Source organism: Blautia wexlerae DSM 19850, from assembly GCF_025148125.1.
Taxonomy (GTDB): domain Bacteria; phylum Bacillota; class Clostridia; order Lachnospirales; family Lachnospiraceae; genus Blautia_A; species Blautia_A wexlerae.
The window spans coordinates 2,754,176-2,773,813 of the sequence record NZ_CP102267.1; the positions used below are offsets into that span (position 1 = coordinate 2,754,176).

Here is a 19,638-nt window from a genome sequence, read left to right on the forward strand (position 1 = left end):
ATTCTCCTTTCTTTTTGGGGCTGTGTTACCAGTTCATCAGCCCGTAACCTTTGATACATTGATAGTTGAGGTCGTAGCTCTTAATCTTGCAGGCGTCGCCGGAATTGCCCTCAACGGTATAGACGCGGCTTCCGTCCCTGCCAAGCACAAGCCCCACATGGTCGGCAACGCCGTCTAAATCCCAGTCGAAAAAGATAGCGTCGCCCGGTGCGATATTCTCATAGCCCCGCGCGCCCCATTGTCCCCTTGACTGGAACCAAGGGACACCCTGCCATTCGCAGCCTGCAAAGCGGGGTTCGCTTTTTCCGGCTTGATTGTAGCACCAAGACACAAAGCAGGCGCACCATTCCACCCGGCTGTTAAAGCCGTACCAACTCCAATAGGGGTAGCCGCCTACATTTCCCACTTGCTGTTTTGCAAGCTCCATAAGTTCCGGGTTTCCGGGACGTGTGCCGTTTACAAACTCCACACCGCTTAAATCCTCAGACGGGCTGCCGTCGGGAGAGCCGCCGCCAAAAATCAACGGTTTGTTGCCCTGTGTCTGTAAGTACACCTTGAACATTTCAAACTGCTGTGAGTTCAGCAGTTCTTCCGCAAGGGAAGCAATCGGCTTGTTTGTCAGCTTCACGTTCAAGATACGGTATTCGTATTCTTCCTCGTTGCCCTCCTCGTCGGTGGTGGTGCGTATCTCGATTTCTTCCGTCAGCGTCAAGGTGTACTGTAAGCCGAACAGCCGCTTTAGCTCTGCCTGTGCGCTCTGCGGGGTGTAGCTCTGTAAAAGGGCAGTCAGATAAGACGCAAGCTCATGTGGGTTATGCCCGATAGTGTCAAGGTCATAACGGTATTCATCATAGCCGGGGTGGGTGCTTTCGATATTGTCAATTTCCTGTTGCAGCTCATTTTCCATTGCAGCATAGCTCTGTTCCGCTGCCACAAGGTCGCTGTCCTCAGACGTGTAGGAAGTCCCTAACACGCTGTTCATGCTGCCGAAAAACATTGCACCGCAGGAGGAAAGCCCTACCGATACCATGATGAACAGAAGCAGCGCAGCGATAGCGATTATCACGCCTGCCGGGTGTCGCCCGGCAAAGGCAGCCGCTTCCTTTGCTGCTGTCTGGGACGCTCCGGCGGCTGCTTTGGCGGTAGCTGCGCCGCCTTTCTTTACCGTCTTTGCATACTGGCGTTTGATTTTCTGTTTCTGCATGAACCGGGAAAAGGGATTGCTTGTAAGCTGCGGGTTTTCCTGCAAGGCTTTGTGATACTGGAAGTTCACATTCGCCTTGAACGCTGCCTTTTCTGCCTTTGCGACTTCCCGGTAGGGTTTCAGCTTATGGCTACGGTAGCCCTGTTTTAGTTTCCGCGTCCCGTACCTTGCGCCACGCTCGGCAAGTTCCTCCGATTTGTGCGCGCCCTCCACGCCGGAATTGTCTTTCTCGACGCTGTGGATTTTGTTGTGAACAAAAATACCCGCTTCCTGCGCGGGGCGGGATAACGGGTTATTATGGGGTTTGCCGCCGGGTATGGGCTTTTCCTGTTCTTCAAAGTGCAGGCGCGTCTTTGCCTTTCCGGTGGCTTCCTCAAAGGTGCGCTCTTTTACAAGTTTCTTTTGTTTGGGGAGAGCTGCCTTTGCTTCGTCCAGTTTGTCGGCTGCTTTTTCTGATTTTTTGATGTAAGTTTCCAGTTCCGGCGTTGCCCGTTCCTCGTCGGTAAACTGCAAGCGGGAAGTGGAAGTACGCAAAACGGTAGCTTCCTGCGCTTTCTTGACTGCCTTTTTGCTTGCCTTTCGGGTATGGGCTGCGTCAAGGTGTTCCATGACGCGCTCTGCGGTAGCGGTGTCCGGCTGTGAAAAGTTGCTGTCTGCTTCCCGGCTGCTGATACGCTCGGCGGTCTGCTGTGTTTCGTTGACTTCCACCGCACCGTCGCGGGTCATTTTCTGTGTGATTTTATCGCGTGGTTTTAACTGTTTCATAGGCTGCTCACTTCCTCCGGCTTCGTCGTCATAATGCGGTAAAGCTCGGTGTCTTTCGGAAAATGGTCTACAAAGGGCAGCACCACATTTCCGTAAAAGATAAGTCCTTCGCCTGCTTCGGTGTGGGTTACATATTTCATCTGCTGTGGGCTGATATTTAGCTGCTTTGCAAGGATAGCCCGGTCGCCCTGCGCCTGATTGAGCATGAGGACAAAATCAGAGTTTTCAAAGATATTTTCCACCTCGCGGGAAGCAAGCAAGTCCTTGATGTTCTGCGTGATAGCTGTGGGTATCTGTTGTGTGATTAGCGGACAGTTTTTTATCTGTCCCTCCGGGGCTTTCGCCCATTTTCAGCGGTATGTCTGTTCATACCCGGCATAGCATATCTTTTTATCCTGCGGTTTATGCCGCAGACCGAAACGATAGCGGAGCCTCGTGGGGCTGTTATATTCCCGGCTATTGCAAACCGGGGGTCAAGCCCTATGCGTTGCGTGTGTATCAAGTATTACCTTGACACTTCCACTCGGATTAGGATTGCAAAACCTTTCCCGTTTTCTTCTCCGCTGATATTCTTAACCGTTCTTTTCGGCTTCGGTTAAGACGGCATACACAATCCCCATTTGCAAGATTGTAGGGACTGTGCCTGTTTACCTCCCCATTTTCTAAAACGCTTCCAAATCTCCACACTGTAAGCGGCGGTCTGTTCCTCTTTTAAGAGCAAATGAAATTCGTCCATATAGTAGCGGGTAGATTTCTTTTCTGCCCGGTTAATGGTAACGCGGTTCCATATCTGGTCTTGCACAATGAGCATACCTAATTTTTTGAGCTGTTTTCCAAGCTGCTTAATATCAAAGCAGACAAGGCGGTTAGAAAGTTCCACGTTGGTTCTGTGGTTGAACACGTTAAGACTGCCGGAAACATACAGTTCCAACGCCGCCGCAATACGGGCAGCTTCCGGCTCCGGCTGTTTTAACAGCTCGTCGTAAAGGTCGCCCAAAATAGGCATTTTTTCCGGTACAGGGTCAGCAAGATAGTCCCGGTACACATTCCTTACGGCGCGGTCAATGACGGTCTTATCAACGGGCTGCAAGCCCTCCTTGCCGCCAATGACAAGCTCGCAGAGGGACAGGATAAAATCACTTTTCAGTGCAAGGGGGCTGTCGTCCTCGCTGTAATTAAGGTTCATATCCATAGGGTTCACATACTGGGGCGTACCGTCCATGCCTTTCCCGGTCGGGGATAACCGTATCACTTGCCCGCCAAGCCGCTTTACAAGGGCAAAATACTCGGCTTCCGGGTCGCAGATAAAAATATCGTCGTCGGTAATGAGAAAGGCATTTGTGATTTCCCGCTTTGCCGCAAAGGATTTTCCGCTGCCCGGTGTTCCCAAGATAAGCCCGTTGGGGTTTTTAAGCTGCTTGCGGTCGCAGAGTATCATGTTATTACTTAAAGCGTTCAGCCCATAATACAGGGCAGCCCCAGTCTGAAATAGCTCCTGCGTGATGAACGGGATAAAAATAGCGGTGCTGCTCGTCGTCAACCCTCTCTGAATAGGGATAAGGTTCTCCCCCAAAGGGACAGAGGACATCAGCCCCGCTTCCTGCTGATAGTCAAGACGGGTTAAGGCGCAGTTATATTTCTGTGCAATGCCCGCCGCCGCGAAAATGTCATTTTCCAGTTTCCGCTTCGTGTCTGCCATGTTTACCACAAGGAACGTGAGAAGAAACATTCGCTCGTTGCGGCTCTGTAAATCCTGCAACAAATTCTTTGCTTCATTCCCAAAAGTGGCAAGGTCGGACGGGAGTATATCCATGTCATAACCGCTTCTAACCGCTTTTTTCTGTTCCTCAATCTTCATCTTGTCAAGGTCTGTGATTTTGCGCTTAATGGTCTTGATTGCTTCCGACTGGTCGATACTTTTAATGTGGAGATTGACGATAACCCCTGTTTCCAAGTCCAACATATCCGCTAAGATACGGTCGTTTAGCTCCGGGGCAAGGATTTCAAGGAACGATACCGCCCCCGTCTTTTTCCCCATAGCAAAGTAGCGTCCCTCCCCAAACTTGAAAGAGGACGGGGCGATAAAGTCCTTTGTGGTAAGCCCCGTCGGGGTCAGCCAGTCATAAGAGAATGAGAACGGCTCGCCTGTCGGGTGGAATACCCCATGCAGCACTTTCAGACGTTCATAGCCGGATAAGGGGTGCGCCGATACCCCAAGCACCTTGAAATTATTGAGTACGTCCGTTTCGATACGGGAAAGACGCGCCCTTGCTGCCGCCGGATTGTCTGCTTCAATGGAAAATGTGATGTACTTGTGCTTGACAAGCCCGTTGTTCCCTTTGGCAAGCTGCGATTTCAGCATATCGGAATACTCGGTGCGGATAGAGTTAAAATCGTCATTTTGCTGCGGGATATGGATTGCCCGCGCTGCCTGTTCCTGCTGTGAGCCTTGATTGATGAAAGAAAGCTGCACATTCACGCTTGCGTCAAAGTAGTTGAGGAAATCGCACCAGTTTTCAAAAATGGCGGTCTTATCGTCTGCCTGTGCAAGCTGATAGTTAATGTCCTCAAAAGCAATGCTCTTTGAATATTTCCGCTGTGCCACTTTGCAGATACCGTCCGGGTACATGGCAAGGTAGGGAATGGTCTGCTGTGCGGTGTGGGCTTTGCCGTCCCCCTTTGCCTGCCGGATAACCGCCGCTATCTGTTTCTTTTCCGCGCGGGTCAGCTTACGCTTGTTTCCTGCGGTTTCCCGCGTCTTTTTTGTCTGTCCTTTTGACAATCGCTGATACCTCCTTTTCTAATGCCCGCTGTTTCTCTAAAAGTGCATATAGGTTTTCCGTCTGATACGGTCGCACTTTGGGGCGGGTAAATTTTGTCTGAATGATGTTCTTAATTACCACTTCAAGGGGCTGTCCATGCTTTTCATACATGGCAACCAAGAAGCAGGGAAGCATGACGACAATCATTGCCATTGCCGCAAGGCTCGTCCCTGCGCTGTCTTTGAGCAAAAAGAAAAGCGGCAGTCCCATAAGAAGTGCCACTGAAAAACAAAGGATTTGCCGCTTTGTCAGATTGAAAGCGACTTTTGTTTTGACTTTGGATAAGTCTTTGGGTACAGGTACATACGCCAAGAAAAAACCTCCTTTCTGCGGGACTTTCCCGCGTGTGCTGTGTTAATGTGCATTGAAAATGGATTTTGCCAGTGCGCCGGATTTGAACAGGGAGAAACAAAGGATAACGGTATAGGCTGCAAGGGAAAAAATCGCGCTGTGCAGATTGTCCGCTACCACCATTTCGCCTACTAAAACCGCGTAAATGCCGACGCATATCATAATGAGGAAGCCTTGAAAGCCCAGTGCAAACAGCCCCTTTAGGTAGTTGTTCCCAATCTGTCCCCATTCCCGGTTTGTCATTGTGGCAAAAGGGATAGGGGAAACGGAACAGTAGGCGTATATCTCAATCATTCTTCCGTAGAGGATAACGGTTATCAGTACGGACATGATTTTCATACAAAGGCTTACAAGGCTCGTTTCCATGACAAGTAACAGTAGTTCGGGGATTTCCATATCTTTTAGTCCCTCCTGCATGGCGGCAAGGGCTTCGGTTACGTCGATATTCGTATCGCCGCCGATAACCCCCGCCGCGCCGGACACAATATGCTGCGCCATATCAAACACCGCCATAGTAATATCAAAGGTATGCGTTACCAAGAAAACGGCAACAAAGGCTTTGAAAAACCACTTGAAAAACATAAAAGTGTCAACGTCGTGCATATTGTTTTTTTCCGTTACCATGCTGATAAGCTCATAACAGAGGACATAGGTAATGACAAGCCCCGCAATGGGTACAATCACATTTTCAGACAGGTTTTGTATCATGTTGAAAATGTTTGCGTTCCACCCCTGCGGGGTCTTGCCTACCTCCGCTGCAATGGTGCCTACTTTTTCGTTTACGTCCCCGAACATCGTTGACAGATTACCGTTTATTGCGCCGATAAGGATTTCCTTTATCCATTCGTTAATCGCGTCAAGTATGCTCTCCATAGGCTACCCTCCGTAATCTTATCCGAACAGACCGGAAAGAAGCGGTACAAGGATAGTGCCGATAAGGGCAACGCCGCCGCCCGCCATGAGCTGTTTCATACCCAAATAGGTGTAGGAAACCGGCTCGATGGCGGGCGGCGGCGTGTCAAGAAATATCTATGGAGTTTTTTTAGAACCGCCCCGGCGGGGCAGGTCAGGCTGTGACCTGCTCCACTTCCGGGAGGGGTTTGAGATTAAAATGAATTTCGATAGAAATGTGTCTTGTTTTATCGCTGTCTATGCTCTCATGGACAACGATTTCTTTAATCAGGCGATTAAGGGTAGCTGCGTCCAGTTCCGTGATGTCGGCGTATTCCTGAATGGCTTCTACCCACTGGCGGGCGTCATACGCAAGCCGGATTTCATCGGCCAGCTTCTTCCGGCCTTCCTCAACCCTCGCCTTCAACTCGGCCTGTTCCTTCTGCGTCTTTTCCATCAGCAGATTGAAGTTTGCTTCGCTGATACGTCCGGCAACCATATCCTCATACAGCCGCAGAACCATCTTTTCCAGAACGTCAATCCGTTCCTCGTCTTTGGCAAGGGAGCGTTCCAACGCTTCCCGCTGGCCTTTCTGCTCGGCTTCGCAGGTGTCGGACAGCTTCCCTGCAACGGCTTCCCCGTCCATCAGGGCGGCTCTGGCACACTCCCGGATTTTGTTCAGTACAAGCCGGTACAGGGTGTCGTACTCAACCCGGTGCTGGGAACAGTGCTGTTTCCCGTAGGCATTGTAGGTCTTACAGGAATAAATCTGCTTCGGGTGCTTCTCGTTGGTGTAGCGGATAGTCAGCGACTTCCCGCACTCGCCGCATTTGATAAGCCCCGCAAACAGGCTGATTTCCCCGGTCTGGCGGGGGCGCTGCCGGGATTTCAGCTTGCGCTGCACGATGTCAAAGGTCTTGCGGTCAACAAGCGGCTCATGCTGGTTCTCCACGACAATCCATTCCTCCGGCTTCTTCTCCCCGATGGTGCCGATTTTGAAGCGGTATTCCTTCTTCTGGGAAGCGATAGCGCCGGTATAGACGGGATTCATCAGGATGTCCTTAATCACGGTAAAGTCCCAGATATACCGCCCATTTACCGGGTCTTTCTTTTCCCACTTGGTTGACACGTTCCGCAGCCCCCGTACCCGGTTCCAGTAGGTCGGGCAGGGGATTTTTTCTTCTTCCAGCCTGCGCCGGATGTAGTTGGGGCCGTGTCCTTCCAGCGCCCACGCAAACAGACGCCGGACAATGGGTGCCGTTTCCTCGTCAATCAGCAGGTGGTTTTTGTCCTCCGGGTCTTTCTGGTAGCCGAAGGGGGCAAGGCAGCCGGTAAACTGGCCTTTCTGCGCTTTCAGCAGATAAGAGGAATGAACCTTCTTGGAAATGTCCTTGCTGTACATCTCGTTGAGGATGTTCTTGAACGGCGCAATGTCGTTGTTGTCCCGCATGGTGTCGATACCGTCATTCATGGCGATATAGCGCACGCCGTGTCGGGGGAAGAAATCTTCAATCAGGAAGCCGGTCTGCAAATAATTCCTGCCTAACCTCGATAAATCTTTCGTTATCACAAGGTTGGCCTGCCTGCGCTCGATGGCTTTCAACATCCGTTTCAGGTCGGGGCGCTCCATGTTCAGCCCCGTGTAGCCATCGTCCTGATAGACTGCAACAACCTCCCATCCCTGCTTCTCGCAGTAGTTTTCCAGCATATCCCGCTGGTTTGCAATGCTGGCGCTCTCCCCGTCAAGGTCATCGTCCTTGGAAAGCCTGCAATAAATAGCCGCCCGGAAGCTGCCCGCCAGTATTGCGTCCATGCCTGTATATTCCATTCCGTTCATCATAACCGTTTACCCGCACAATCCAGACGGAACACGGTCATGCTGAACCTTGTCTTTATTATACTCTAAATCTTGCTTTTTCGCAAGATATTCTTTATCATTTCTCTGGCTGTATTTCTGTGCAATCAGGCTCACGAAAACGTCCGTAGCGTCCAGTTCGCCGTCAAATACCGTTGTGACATGGATTTCAGTTTTGTTTTTTGCCATAGGCAGTTACCTCCATAAATGAAATAAGCCAGACAGGAGAGGGTCGGCAACGAAGTCCGGCAACGGGCTTCAAAAAACCTCGAAAACAATCTCTGTCTGGCGGGTTATTGTTTATTTACTTTTTCTTTTATTTTTCTGTTGCTTTGGTTGTCAGAGGGGAGAAAAGCCCGCAGTTACGGGCTTTTTCCCGGCAACCGGCTCGGCAACGGGATAGCAACGGGGTCGGCAACCGGCTGTGATTTTCCCGGATATTTCAGAAGGGAAGTTCCATCTGCTCCGTGACTTCCACAAATCCGTCCGGCGTTTTTTCACGTCCGTTGTCAGCGCCCGTTGCCGGGGCTTCCTGTTCCCAGCCCTTCTGCCTGCCGTATCCTTCAAATATCCGGGGATTGGAGAAATACTTCCATCCCGTGATACAGTGGTTCATGATGTCATTGACCTCCCGGATTTCCCATTGCTTCGGCTCGTCAAAGGGGTGGTTCAGGGCTTCTTTGAAAAGCTGCTTGGAGCATACGGCGCTGCCAGTGTAGCGGTCAAGGTATGCCTGTATCATCCCGGCCTTGGTGTCCTCCGGCATGAAATCCCGCTGGTGTTCTTTGAGGTACTGTATCATTTCGGGCGTAAAAGACAGCTTAAAATCGCCACTTTTGTAGGTTGTCATGGCTTCCGCCCATACCTGTTCAATATAGGCTCTGGAAGCGGCTTCATCGTCCAAAATGTGTATCTCGGCCTGTCCGGGGTAGACCATGACCGGCAGGAAGCGCCGGTTCCCGGAACGGTCAAGGGGCAGGAAGTCCAGCGCATTGGAAGTCCCGCCGAACACGCATTGCCGCAGCCTGTCCTCCGGGTGGGTTTCGTAGGGGATTTTATAGACCTCCTTCTGGCGGCTTAAAAATGACTTGATTTCCTCTATGCTCTTGGCGTTTGCGGTGGCAATCATCTCCGACATTTCAATTATCCAGTGGCCTTGTAGCTTGCGGTACACGTTATCATCGTCCAACTTCCGCAAATCATCGGAAAACCACTCGTCTTTTACGGCCAGCAGCCGGAAGAAGGTGGATTTCCCGGCTCCCTGACCGCCAACCAGACAGAGCATGACCTCAAACTTACAGCCGGGGCAGAAAGCCCGGTGGATGGCTCCCAGCAGGAACAGCCGCAGGGAATGGTAAGTGAAGTTGTCTGTGTCGGCTCCCAGAAAGTGACGCAGGCAGTAGCGGATACGCTCTTTCCCGTCCCAGACAAGGCCGTTCAGGTAGTCCCGGATGGGATGGTAGCTGTTGGCGTCTGCGGCCAGATCAGCGGCGTCTGCTATCTTTTTCTCGCTTGTCAGGCCGTAGGTATCTTCCAGATACAGCCGGATATATTTCATGTCCGTGTCGGTCATGGCCTTGCTGCCGGTTCTGCGTTTCCTGCCGATGGGCTTTAGAAGGTCAATACGCTCGGTCAGGAGATTTTTTGCAACCGCCCCGGAAAGAATGGGGTCATACTGGAACACGGTCAGGCAGTTGTGGATACTGTTCCGCACGCCGCCTTTCTCGGTGCCCTCCAGCATGGCCTTGACTTCCTCAACGCTCCGGGGCGGGGGTGCGGCTTCGATGGTGTCCGTCACGGCCTGCCGCAGTTCGGGCGGCAAGGTCTGCCATTCTCCGCTCAAGGTTCCTCACTTCCTTTCCGTAGCTGGTAATCAGGGCAGCCCGTTCCCCTATGTCGGAGAACAGCAGCACATCCAGCAGATATTCCACATGGGATTGTTTCTGCAAGGCTTCCACGAAAAGCGGGTGCCATTCTTCCTCCGGCGTCTTGGGGGCATAGTCCCGCTTCCAGCGGCGCAGCAGATTGTGATAGTCGGACAGTACCCGGAAGCAATATCGCTCCATGCGCTTAAATTGCTGTTCCGGGCTTTCCTTCCGGGGATTTCGCTTCGGGCGGCTCCTGCTTGGTGGCTCCTTATCCTCATAGGGGATGGAGAAGTCCTGCGCCAGCATGAGGGCGGCTTCCCTGGGGCTGACGTTTTCCAGACGGGAAACAAAGTCAATCACATCCCCGTCTGCCTGACAGCCGAAGCAATGGAAGCGCCGGTCAACCTTCATGCTGGGGTTTTTATCGTCATGGAAGGGGCAGACGCACATCCCGTTTCTCCCTACCAGGATACCGTAATGCTCGGCAGCCTGCCGGGTGGTAACAGACTGTTTCACGGCTTCAAATACATTCAATAGGCAAATCCTCCTGAAAATAGAAAAAGCGCCTGTCATTCTCACGGGGAAAATGGCAAGCGCCTGATTGGTTAAAGTTCCATATCCTGTTTTTGCTGGCGGCGGGGCTGCTGGTGTTTCTCTGCCTGTTCCTCCCGGATACGCTGCTCCCGGCCTTTGACCGCCTGCTGGATGGACGGTTTCTTTCCCGGCTCTGCGGTCTGGCGGTACTGCTCGGATGGTAAAACCTGATTGAGCCAGTGGCGCACATCCCGCAAAATCTTTACATCCTCCTGTACGGCAGTCAGCGCTTCCGTCTTGGAAGCGATATTCTCTGAAAGCTGTGCCTGTTCCCCGTCCAGCTTCTTTGTGCTGTACTTCGCCCCATCAAGGTGAACCTTGAAATACCGCAGGGCAGCGTTGTAGGCGTCCAGTTCCTCCTTATGGTCGGCGGCAAATTTCTCCTTGGGTTTCTTCCAGCGGATAGCGGCATATTTCGCATGAACCGGCTTGTTTGCTTCAAAGTTCCCGATATGGAAAAGCAGCCGGTCAATCTCTTTCACACGTTTCTCCATCGGCCTGATTTCCTCACGGATGGAAACGGCCTGTGCGCTGGCTTCATCCAGATAGGCGTCAAGGCTCTCTACGGTGGAAATCTCTTTCTGCCGCAGGAAGTCAAGGGCTTCCATAACCTTGTTGAAATCGCCAACGGTTCCTTTTAACTTCCCCTTGGAAGTCCAGCCGGTACGTTCCTCGCTCCGTTTATCCAGATACCGGGAAAGCAGTTCGGGGATGGTCGGCTCCTTTGCCTGTTCCAGCGCTTCCAGCAGCGCCGCCTTTTTCTCTTTCAGGCCGGACAGCCAGCCCTTTAAGCTGCGTACCATCTGCCGGATAGACTGCATGAGGGAATTGGCGGCTTTGATGTCCCGGTTCAGGTTGCCGATGTTGGTCTGTATGCCTTTTTTCTCCAACTGGCTGACCGCTGGCCCCATGTGGACAGTGGGGATTTTATCAATCCCCTGTCGGACATAGGAGCGAAGGTCAAGGCGCTCCGGGCTGCCGATGGCTTCCAGATAGCGGTTCGCTGTGTCAGCCCAGCCCTGCCGCCATATCTCAGCGTACTTCTGGTCGTTCCAGTCCACGGTATCCTCCTTGTGGCTTTTCCATCTGCCGGACGCAAGCCGGATACGCTCGCCGTTCTCGTCAAGGTCGTAGACCTTCCGGCTCTTGGGAAGCCACTTGCCCTGTTCGTCCATCGCCCGCATGGTAAGAAGGATGTGGGCGTGGGGATTTCCGTCCCCCTTGTCATGGATGGCAAAATCGGCAATCATGCCCTTGGAAACGAAAAACTCCCGGCAGTAGTCCCGGATAAGGTCGGCGTACTGTGACCGGGGAAGTTCCCTCGGTATGGCAAGCACGAACCTCCGGGCAAGCTGGGAGTTCCATTGTTTTTCGATGGCTTCGGCGGCGTTCCACAAGGTATTCCGGTCTGCGTACTCCGGCGGGGCATGGGGCGGCAGCATGATTTCGGTGTGGACGATTTCGCTTTTATGGGAATAGTATTTCTGTTTCTGGTCGTATTCGGAAAACAGCCGTTCCCCGCTCTGGTAGGCGGCAGACGCAACGGCTGACTGGCGCTTGCTGCGCTGGATGATTTTCACATCAAAGTGCGGGCATGGCAAGTCGTGTCCTCCTTTCTCCCGGCGTCCGGGCAAAAAAAGAGCAGGGAACCTGTTTCAAGATTTCCTGCTCGGTGGTGCCGCCGGTGGGCGGCTGGTATTCAGTTTTGAAAGTTCGGGTCAGGTTGGCCCGATGATGGGATATTTTACAACTCAAAATTCCTATCTCAAATCAAAAAGAACGCTTTCATAGTCCTTTACGAAATACTTTATATTTGTGCGTCCTTTCTGAATAATTGTGTGGCCTTCTGCTTCCAGTTTTTCCTTTTGTGCTTCTATACCGCCGGGATATTTTGCGTTCAATTCCCCGTTTGCCTTTAAGGTTCGCCAATACGGGGTTTCATCTTCGGAACGCTGGTAACTCGCCCATGCTGCAATAGATACAAAAATTCCTGCTGTAATAGGCTCTGTGAAATCCGCTCCATTTAGTTCAGCAAAATATTCACGGATTTTTCCGACAGTAATTACTTTGCCATAAGGAATTAGTTTCATTACCTTGTCATAATCGATTGGCGGGGCAAAATACATTCTGCTTCCGCCATATTTCTCAATGCTTTTCTGGTCGGTAATGGTCTGAAATTTAGGCATATCCTTGCTATCGTGTAGCATGGCATTAAAATCTTTTTTATCTTCATTCGCCATTTCTCAACACCTCCTGCCTTAATTATAGTGGAGTAGACTACTCCATGCAATGAGACGGTTTGAAAATAATCTTGAAAAATGTAATTGTGATTGGATTTGAATAAACTTGCTGAACGGGAACAGCTTGCAGCGCAAGGTGTTTCCGGGCGGCAAGTCCACAAAGGGGTAGCTGGCGGCAGCCAGCGCAGGGGAAGTGTAGCTTCCCCTGTGATGATTGGCTGGAGCCGGAACGCTGCGGGCAATCATCCGCTTTCCGCAGGAAGCCCCGGCAGGGCGCAACACACTACCTTCAGGTGGTGTATAGTTGCGCCCTCTTTCAGAGGGGCAGTCCACGGGCTGCGGCTCTGAAAGCAATCATGGCCGTTTCCGGCCTGCGTCCTCTCCCTGAAAATTACCGTTACCGGCAAATACTTTTTCCATGAGCTGACGGGTGCTGTCTTTGTGGAACAGCAGCTTCAAGAACAAACTGACCTGTTCATCCGTGATGGCTTCCGGGTGGGGAAGGTAGCTTTCCAGCATGGCGGCTCTGGTGCAAAGCCGGTGCGTCCGTTCCTTCCGTGTCAGCGTCTTTATCTGGTGTTCCAACATCTTTTCTTCATGCTGCGCCCTCTGCAGCTTCTTTTCCGTTTTCTCTATCTCCTGATTGAGTGCTTCCAGCTTTTCATTCATAGGCGGCTGTCCTCCTTTTTCGGAATGAGTACATATATCTTGTTGGGTTCCCCGAAGCCCTGACGCACTCGCAGTATCAGTCCGGCGTCCTCCAATTCATTCAGGGAACGCTTCACGGTCATGGTGCTGCGGGCAAGTGCCGCCGCCAGTTCCACGATGGGGAAATGGATAAATAAAATCCCATTGGTGTCCTCTATGCCGGATACAAAAACAATATCCAACATCCGGGCGTACATGACCTTGGCGGTGCTGCTGATCGGGAGCCGCAGCATGGCTCTCGGCAGCGGCATACAGGGCGGCAAGGGGGTGTCTGCGGTCATAAATTCAACTTCCATTCAATCGGTGTCCTCCTTTACTTTTCGTTTTGAGCGTTTGGAAAGATAATGGGGGCAGTCCACAATGACCGCCCGGAAACTCTGCTTGCAAGTACGCTGGCATTTCCGGCAAAGGTCGTTGTACGTTACCCGCCCCCGTTCATTGAGGAAGAAAGACAGTTCCAGCTTCCTCTTTTTCGGCATTCTCGGCATGGTGCCTCCTTAAACAAAAATCCGCCCATTTCAGCCGTAACAGCCGCAATAGACGGATAACAGATTTTAGTGTTGTGTTTCGGGGCGATTTTCAAGGGAAAAGCGGCCATAGAGCCGCCCGGAAATCCCCCGTAGTATTACGGATAGGGTAGACTATGCCCTATCGGATTGTTGTGTTTCGGTATCAATTCGGTGTTCATTTTCGCCGGTTCTCCCTGATGTCGTTCCTGCCCCTGGCTCTCACAACGGCGTTTCGCTCCCTTTGGTACGCTCGTTGCGGTCATGGTTCCTCCATTTCCCTGCCGCAAGTCGTTGCGCTACATCGCCGAGGAGCATATCCCATACAGGCCGGTCATTCGATTGGAATAATCCATCGATGAACTAAGCCCATTATGGCACATTTTTGAGCCTTCTCCCGTATATCCACAAAGTAGGAAAACCGTCCCAAAAACGAAAATTTCCACGATTGCGGAACGGGTATGGTATAATGGGATGGACGGCGGCAGCCAGCCGCAGGAAGGAGCGATGTATCTATGAAAACCCGCATTTCCGTACAGGAACGCCTGAAAGATTTACGGGTGGAACGGGGCTTAAATCTGGAAGAACTGGCGCAGGAAACCGGCATTTCAAAATCAGCCCTCGGCAGCTATGAAAACGACAACGATGAATACAAGGAAATCAATCACGGCAGCCTGTTGAAGCTGGCAGACTTTTATCAGGTGTCCGTTGACTATCTGCTCGGCCTTACCAACAATCGGAAATATGAAAACACGCCGATAGAAGAATTACATTTGAGTGATGAAGTCGTGGAACTGCTGAAAAGTGAACGCTTCAACAACCGGCTGCTGTGTGAGATTATCTCCCATGAAAAATTCAGGGAACTGTTGGCAGACGCAGAAATCTATGTGGACGGGATAGCAACCATGCACTTTCATGACACAAACAGCTCACTGGCTGCTTTACGGGCTATGATACTGGAAGAACATCCCGAAGCTACGGCAGACCGGGCAATCAAAGTATTGGAAGCCTGTCAGGTAGAGGAAGAAGATTTCTTCTGCCATGTGACGCACAAAACATGGGATGCCATTCTCCACGACATACGCAAGGCGCACGAAAATGACAGTGAAAGTGCGCCGGATACCACGCCCGCCGATGAACTGATACGGGAAGTACAAAAGGCCATGCAATCGCCGGGGGACAGGGTTCAGCAATTCACGGAGATATTCTGCAAGGCGTTTCAGCTTAAATATAAGCGGCTCTCACAAGAGGAACGAAGCCTTTTGAAGAAGCTGTTCAAGAAATCCCCGCTGATAAAACAGTCCGGTATGAACTTCCGGCGCAGGCCGTGGAAATGAAAACTGCCGTTGTGGGAATGGTTGTTCCTGCAACGGCAGCTTTGATTATATATGAATTTGGAAATCCTGAAACTTAAACAATCCATTTCCCTGTTTGAGTTTTCCGGCTCTCTCTAATTGTGCAAATCCGGCTTCAATATCGGCTATCAAAGAAACGGGAATATCCAACTGATGGTGTCCGGGCAGAACTTTTTTTATATTGTATTTCCGTATTCGCCTTATAGATTGATAGAATAGCTTCGGGTCGGTAGTTGGGTAAAATGCGTCCAGGCTTCCCTTGTATATCAAATCCCCGGAATACAAATAGTTTCGTTCTGGTTCGTAAAAGCAACAATGTCCGGGAGAATGTCCCGGCGTGTGAACAACTTGAATTTCCCGCCCGCCTAAATTTAGAAAATCGCCATCGTGTAAAATTCTTTGTGGGATACCTTGAAAAATCTGATAAGCGTTAATATCAAAATCTCTTGGAAAATCACAAGGAAGCCTTGTCAAATTATTCTTCACAACTTGCAATGGTATCGGAAACCTGACCGATAGCCAGTCCTTTTCCGCTTCATGTACGGCGATATTATCAAAATACTTATGCCCGCCAATGTGATCCCAATGAACATGAGTTGTAACTGTCATAACAGGCAGCTTTGTCAGAGAGTCCACAATTTTTCTGATGTTGGAAACGCCTAAACCTGTATCAATGAGAATAGCATATTTTTCCCCACATAATAGATAACAATGTGTTTCTTCCCAGTGCTTGTATTCGCTAATAGAGAATGTATCACGGTCTATTTGCTCAATGGTAAACCAATTATCCATTCCGCATAATTACCTCCAGCAACTGAATTTCCAGTTAAAACCACTTTGCATTTTCATCTCTGAAATGTGGTATATTGCCATCTTTATAAGGGTCATACCGATTTTCGTTACAACCAAATTCTTTTAAGAGAGCAATCTTGCCATCTGGCGTCCATTCTATCAGTGACATTCCATCAAACGCTTCTACGTTACCGGCGTCCATCTTATTTTTGAAATACCATTCAACAATGGTTTGATTGCCTTTATGGAAAAATTGCTTGATGTCCCATTGCAAGACAGTTCCACGGGTATTCCATTCCTCAAACCAAAGTTTTATTTTCTTGGAGCCGTGGTACTCTGGCCCCCAACTTTCAATATATACGGCATTATCAGAAAATACATTAAATATACCCAAATCTTTTTTTGCAAGCCACATATCAAACCAAAGTCTGATAATTTTTTCTCTATTGTCCATTTCGCAGCGCCTTCCTTGTCAATTTAATTTTTCAGCGTCTTTGTCCTGCTCTAATTCAATTACATCCAAAATGCCACAATTCAGGGCTTCGCAGATACGAACCAGCGTTTCCATGCTGATGTTTTTGCCTTTACCCATGTTGGCAATCATATTTGTGGTAAGACCGGCGGCAATCCGCAAGTCCTCTTTCCTCATATTGCGCTCAACCAGCGTGTGCCAGAGGGGTTTATAGCTTATGTGCATTTATCCTCCTGCCTTTCTCCCGGTTCCGGGGTTTCTGTTCCCATTATATCAAAGTTCTTGCTATTCCACAAATATTTCTTGACACAACCGCCGGTTCCGTCTGGATTGTGCTTTTCCTTTCTTTTCTTGATTACATCTACTTAGCCATAAGCTGCTTAATGCCTTGACTTTTTGCACCCGGATTGTCGTTTCCATATCCCTCTAAGAGATTGATAACGCCCCAAATGCCTAAGCCTGCGCCCAGTGCGATAACAAGGGTCTGTAATACGTCGATAGCAGAGTTAAAAAATTCCATAAAGCTCCTTTCTGCCGCAAATGCGGCTTGCCCCCTAAAAGGGCATAAAAAACGGCGGTCAGTTTTGTAACTGCCGCGGTCATAAGTCCCCGCGCTGCGTAAGATTCTGCTGCGCGGCGGTATTCAGTTGTCAGTGTAGGCGATAGGAATTTTTGTAGGGGCGCGTATTCTGCACCCAGTCATAAGTTTTGTTACTGCGTCAATTCCTCCTTTCGTTGCTGCTCATACAGGGCTTCACACCGTTTTACAAATCGCCGGATAGCTGCCTGCCGCTGCTGTTCCCGTCGCTCGGCAATAAAAATAAGCCCGTTTATGGCTTCTGTGATTTTCTTATCTTTTTTCTTCCGCATACGTCTATTCATGGTCGGTGTCCTCCTGCAAATCTGCTTCGCTGATTTCGTAGTAGTCAAAGGGTTCGTCCGGCTTTACAAGGGCGGGTCTGCGCCTTAAATGCTTCTCCATATCAAAAGTATTTTTCTTGTCATAGTCAGAAAGATATTTATAGTTGGGGTGCTTTGTAATGTCGTACTTATCAGAGAAGAACGGGCGCACCCCTCGTAGCTGTAAAATACATTTCCCGCCGTCCATGACTGCAATTTCATCTTCGGTCATAAGCTGCTTTCCTAACTTCTGATAGTTCAGCCCATGCGATACCTCCCGCCCCCGGTTTTCGGAAGTGTTGAAGCTGTCAATGGTTTCTTTCCCCAAGATTTCCGACATTTCTTTGAGGGTGGTTTTCTCCTTGCCGCCCAAGAACAGGGTGGTGTCGCAGTTGCCGACTATGGTATCAGCGTTATCTTTGTATATTGCCTTTAGCTGCGACTGGCTTTGCAGAATGATTGAAGCAGAGATTTCCCGGCTTCGTATGGTGGCTATGAGCTTTTCAAACTTCGGTATCTGCCCGATATTTGCAAATTCATCTAACAGACAACGCACATGGACGGGCAGCCTGCCGCCGTATTCATCATCTGCCTTGTCGCAGAGTAGATTGAAAAGCTGCGTGTAAAGGATTGATACCACAAAGTTAAAAGTGTCGTCGGTGTCGCTGATAATGACAAACAGGGCGGTTTTGCGGTCGCCTATGGTGTCAAGCTCCATTTCGTCGGTTTCCATAAGGTCGCGCAGCTCTTTAATGTCAAAAGGGGCAAGCCGCGCGCCGCAGGAAATGAGGATAGAGCTTCTTGTCTTTCCCGCAGACAGCAGGAATTTCTTATACTGCCGGACAGCAAAGTGTTCCGGGTCTTTTTCCTCCAACCGTTCAAACATGAGGTCAACGGGGGACTGAAATTCCGGGTCGTCCTCGCGGGCTTCACTGGCGTTTATCATTTCAAGTAGCGTCGTGAAGTTCTTTTCTTCCTCCGGGGCTTCGTACCAAATGTAGCCGATAAGGGCGCAGTAAAAGAGCCGTTCCGATTTTACCCAAAAATCCTCCCCGGCTTTTTCCCCGTCCCCTTTGGTGTTGGCAATCAAGGTATTTACCAGTTTCAAAATGTCTTTCTCGCTGCGGAGATAGGCAAAGGGATTGTATTTCATACTTTTTTTGAAGTTAATCGTGTTCAGCACCTTTATCCGGTAGCCGCCCCGCTGTAAGAGCTTCCCGCACTCGACTAAAACCGTACCTTTCGGGTCGGTTACAACATAGCTTGAGTGCATTTGCATTAAATTCGGCTTCACAAAAAATCTCGTCTTGCCGCTGCCGCTTCCCCCGATAACAAGGATATTTTTATTCCTTGCATACTTCGGCTGCTTCGGGCGGCTGTTCATGGTAAGCCGTTCCGTCTGTGTCAGCAGCACGTTATTTTGAAATACCGGGTCGGTGTAAGGCTTTATATCTTCGGCAGTTCCCCAACGGGCAGAGCCGTATTCCACACCTTTGCGGTATTTCTTCGCGTTCTTGCCTTTGACATAGACAATCAGCCGGATAAACACCGCGCCGAAAATCCCTATCAGTAAATCCATAGGGGCAAGGCTCGGAAGTGGATTTGCAAAAGCCATAGAAAAGCCTTCCCCAAGCGACAGTACCTTGCCGGACAGGTCAGCCCCCGGCGTAAGGCGTACCGCCTGCCCGACTTTATCAAAGAGATACACAAAGAGCAGATAGGGAATGTTGGGAAGTAGCAATTTTTTCCAGTTGATAGCGTTCATCTTGCAATCCCCCTATCTTTGTTTTTGACTTTCTCCCGCTGTGCGTTTAGAGCCGCCGCCTTTTCTTTGAGGGAAACAATCAGCTTACGGATAGAGGGCTTTTGTTCCTGCGTCAGCTTCTTTGCGGAAAACTCCTTGAAAGCTGCGGTCAGTGCGTCCGCGTCCCGTCCCTTAAAGAACACAAGATAGCGGGGCGGGGTTTCAGTGCTGTCTTTCTTTAGGGCAAAGTCAATCCCGTATTTCTTCGCCGTACTCTCAAAGGCTTTGATATTGTCCTTTGTGATTTCAATGTTGGAAACGCCCGCGTTCTGCTTCATAAGCTGCTTTAGGGTCTGCTTGCCATGCGGGATTTTCTGTTTGTCATGCTGCTTTTTCATCTGTGCAAGCAGGGCTTTCATAGCCTTTTGGAGCTGCTGTGCGGTCAGCTTCCCGGTCTTGATGTAGAGGGCTATGGTCTTTTCGTTGGTTTCCTCCTGCAATGGGGTTCCTCCTTTCGTGTTCTATGGTGGTATGCCCGCCGCCGTAAAATGGGGCGGGCATGAAAAAAGAG

21 protein-coding genes and 3 pseudogenes are annotated in these 19,638 nt (G+C 50.3%); 1 reads left to right on the forward strand and 23 read right to left on the reverse strand.

Annotation, left to right across the window (positions count from 1 at the left end):
- Window positions 1–25 precede the first annotated feature (25 nt).
- The 16 genes and pseudogenes from NQ550_RS12690 to NQ550_RS12765 all read right to left on the reverse strand — a co-directional run bounded on the left by NQ550_RS12690 (window position 26) and on the right by NQ550_RS12765 (window position 14,070).
- The gene (locus NQ550_RS12690) at window positions 26–1,813 is read right to left on the reverse strand and encodes a CHAP domain-containing protein (RefSeq protein WP_413614089.1); all 1,788 of its coding nucleotides are present in this window, start codon (window positions 1,811–1,813) and stop codon (window positions 26–28) included.
- A gap of 152 nt (window positions 1,814–1,965) precedes the next feature.
- Window positions 1,966–2,262: pseudogene (locus NQ550_RS12695) on the reverse strand (VirB4-like conjugal transfer ATPase, CD1110 family); the annotation flags it as partial.
- 326 nt (window positions 2,263–2,588) lie between these two features.
- Window positions 2,589–4,751: pseudogene (locus NQ550_RS12700) on the reverse strand (VirB4-like conjugal transfer ATPase, CD1110 family); the annotation flags it as partial.
- On the reverse strand, window positions 4,699–5,103 hold the full coding sequence (locus tag NQ550_RS12705) for a PrgI family protein (RefSeq protein WP_025579738.1): 405 nt from the start codon (window positions 5,101–5,103) through the stop codon (window positions 4,699–4,701). The gene NQ550_RS12705 and the pseudogene NQ550_RS12700, both read right to left, overlap by 53 nt.
- A gap of 42 nt (window positions 5,104–5,145) precedes the next feature.
- Window positions 5,146–6,015 (reverse strand): VirB6/TrbL-like conjugal transfer protein, CD1112 family, encoded by an 870-nt coding sequence (locus NQ550_RS12710; RefSeq protein WP_025579736.1) that lies wholly within the window; start codon window positions 6,013–6,015, stop codon window positions 5,146–5,148.
- An 18-nt stretch (window positions 6,016–6,033) separates the two neighbouring features.
- A pseudogene (locus tag NQ550_RS12715) lies at window positions 6,034–6,117 on the reverse strand (Maff2 family mobile element protein); the annotation flags it as partial.
- A 91-nt stretch (window positions 6,118–6,208) separates the two neighbouring features.
- Window positions 6,209–7,873 carry a recombinase family protein gene (locus NQ550_RS12720; protein ID WP_015514789.1) on the reverse strand — a complete coding sequence of 555 codons (1,665 nt, stop codon included), beginning with the start codon at window positions 7,871–7,873 and terminating at the stop codon, window positions 6,209–6,211.
- Window positions 7,874–7,879: 6 nt separating this feature from the next.
- Window positions 7,880–8,077 carry a hypothetical protein gene (locus tag NQ550_RS12725; RefSeq protein WP_015514788.1) on the reverse strand — a complete coding sequence of 66 codons (198 nt, stop codon included), beginning with the start codon at window positions 8,075–8,077 and terminating at the stop codon, window positions 7,880–7,882.
- Between the two features lie 253 nt (window positions 8,078–8,330).
- Window positions 8,331–9,629, reverse strand: coding sequence for a virulence-associated E family protein (locus tag NQ550_RS12730; RefSeq protein WP_025579734.1), 1,299 nt, complete (start codon window positions 9,627–9,629; stop codon window positions 8,331–8,333).
- Window positions 9,630–9,642: 13 nt separating this feature from the next.
- Window positions 9,643–10,290 (reverse strand): CHC2 zinc finger domain-containing protein, encoded by a 648-nt coding sequence (locus tag NQ550_RS12735; RefSeq protein ID WP_025579733.1) that lies wholly within the window; start codon window positions 10,288–10,290, stop codon window positions 9,643–9,645.
- A 71-nt stretch (window positions 10,291–10,361) separates the two neighbouring features.
- Window positions 10,362–11,951, reverse strand: coding sequence for a MobQ family relaxase (gene mobQ / locus NQ550_RS12740; RefSeq protein WP_025579731.1), 1,590 nt, complete (start codon window positions 11,949–11,951; stop codon window positions 10,362–10,364).
- A 159-nt stretch (window positions 11,952–12,110) separates the two neighbouring features.
- On the reverse strand, window positions 12,111–12,590 hold the full coding sequence (locus NQ550_RS12745; protein ID WP_015514786.1) for an MGMT family protein: 480 nt from the start codon (window positions 12,588–12,590) through the stop codon (window positions 12,111–12,113).
- A 354-nt stretch (window positions 12,591–12,944) separates the two neighbouring features.
- On the reverse strand, window positions 12,945–13,259 hold the full coding sequence (locus NQ550_RS12750; RefSeq protein WP_025579729.1) for a DUF3847 domain-containing protein: 315 nt from the start codon (window positions 13,257–13,259) through the stop codon (window positions 12,945–12,947).
- Complete coding sequence (locus NQ550_RS12755; RefSeq protein ID WP_025579728.1) at window positions 13,256–13,594, reverse strand: DeoR family transcriptional regulator; 339 nt, start codon at window positions 13,592–13,594, stop codon at window positions 13,256–13,258. The genes NQ550_RS12750 and NQ550_RS12755 overlap by 4 nt, the downstream gene beginning before the upstream one ends.
- Window positions 13,595–13,786 carry a hypothetical protein gene (locus tag NQ550_RS12760; RefSeq protein WP_172455309.1) on the reverse strand — a complete coding sequence of 64 codons (192 nt, stop codon included), beginning with the start codon at window positions 13,784–13,786 and terminating at the stop codon, window positions 13,595–13,597.
- Window positions 13,787–13,923: 137 nt separating this feature from the next.
- A complete protein-coding gene (locus tag NQ550_RS12765; RefSeq protein ID WP_157908598.1) occupies window positions 13,924–14,070 on the reverse strand; it encodes a hypothetical protein in 147 nt (48 codons plus the stop codon).
- A gap of 249 nt (window positions 14,071–14,319) precedes the next feature.
- Here NQ550_RS12765 and NQ550_RS12770 point away from each other — a divergent pair, with 249 nt between their 5' ends.
- A complete protein-coding gene (locus NQ550_RS12770) occupies window positions 14,320–15,141 on the forward strand; it encodes a helix-turn-helix domain-containing protein (protein ID WP_025579723.1) in 822 nt (273 codons plus the stop codon).
- Between the two features lie 45 nt (window positions 15,142–15,186).
- Here the strand turns inward: NQ550_RS12770 and NQ550_RS12775 are convergent, their stop codons facing one another.
- The 7 genes from NQ550_RS12775 to NQ550_RS12805 form a co-directional block, all read right to left on the reverse strand.
- Complete coding sequence (locus NQ550_RS12775; RefSeq protein WP_015540951.1) at window positions 15,187–15,951, reverse strand: MBL fold metallo-hydrolase; 765 nt, start codon at window positions 15,949–15,951, stop codon at window positions 15,187–15,189.
- Between the two features lie 34 nt (window positions 15,952–15,985).
- Window positions 15,986–16,405, reverse strand: a complete 420-nt coding sequence (locus NQ550_RS12780) for a nuclear transport factor 2 family protein (protein WP_025579721.1) — start codon at window positions 16,403–16,405, stop codon at window positions 15,986–15,988.
- 18 nt (window positions 16,406–16,423) lie between these two features.
- Window positions 16,424–16,648 carry a helix-turn-helix domain-containing protein gene (locus NQ550_RS12785; RefSeq protein WP_015540949.1) on the reverse strand — a complete coding sequence of 75 codons (225 nt, stop codon included), beginning with the start codon at window positions 16,646–16,648 and terminating at the stop codon, window positions 16,424–16,426.
- A gap of 136 nt (window positions 16,649–16,784) precedes the next feature.
- Entirely contained in the window at window positions 16,785–16,943 is a 159-nt protein-coding gene (locus NQ550_RS12790; protein ID WP_025579719.1) for a Maff2 family mobile element protein, read from the reverse strand.
- Between the two features lie 191 nt (window positions 16,944–17,134).
- A complete protein-coding gene (locus NQ550_RS12795; protein WP_173844699.1) occupies window positions 17,135–17,305 on the reverse strand; it encodes a hypothetical protein in 171 nt (56 codons plus the stop codon).
- On the reverse strand, window positions 17,298–19,088 hold the full coding sequence (locus tag NQ550_RS12800) for a VirD4-like conjugal transfer protein, CD1115 family (RefSeq protein WP_101880192.1): 1,791 nt from the start codon (window positions 19,086–19,088) through the stop codon (window positions 17,298–17,300). Before NQ550_RS12800 ends, NQ550_RS12795 begins: the two co-directional genes overlap by 8 nt.
- A complete protein-coding gene (locus NQ550_RS12805) occupies window positions 19,085–19,567 on the reverse strand; it encodes a PcfB family protein (protein ID WP_025579852.1) in 483 nt (160 codons plus the stop codon). Before NQ550_RS12805 ends, NQ550_RS12800 begins: the two co-directional genes overlap by 4 nt.
- Window positions 19,568–19,638 lie beyond the last annotated feature (71 nt).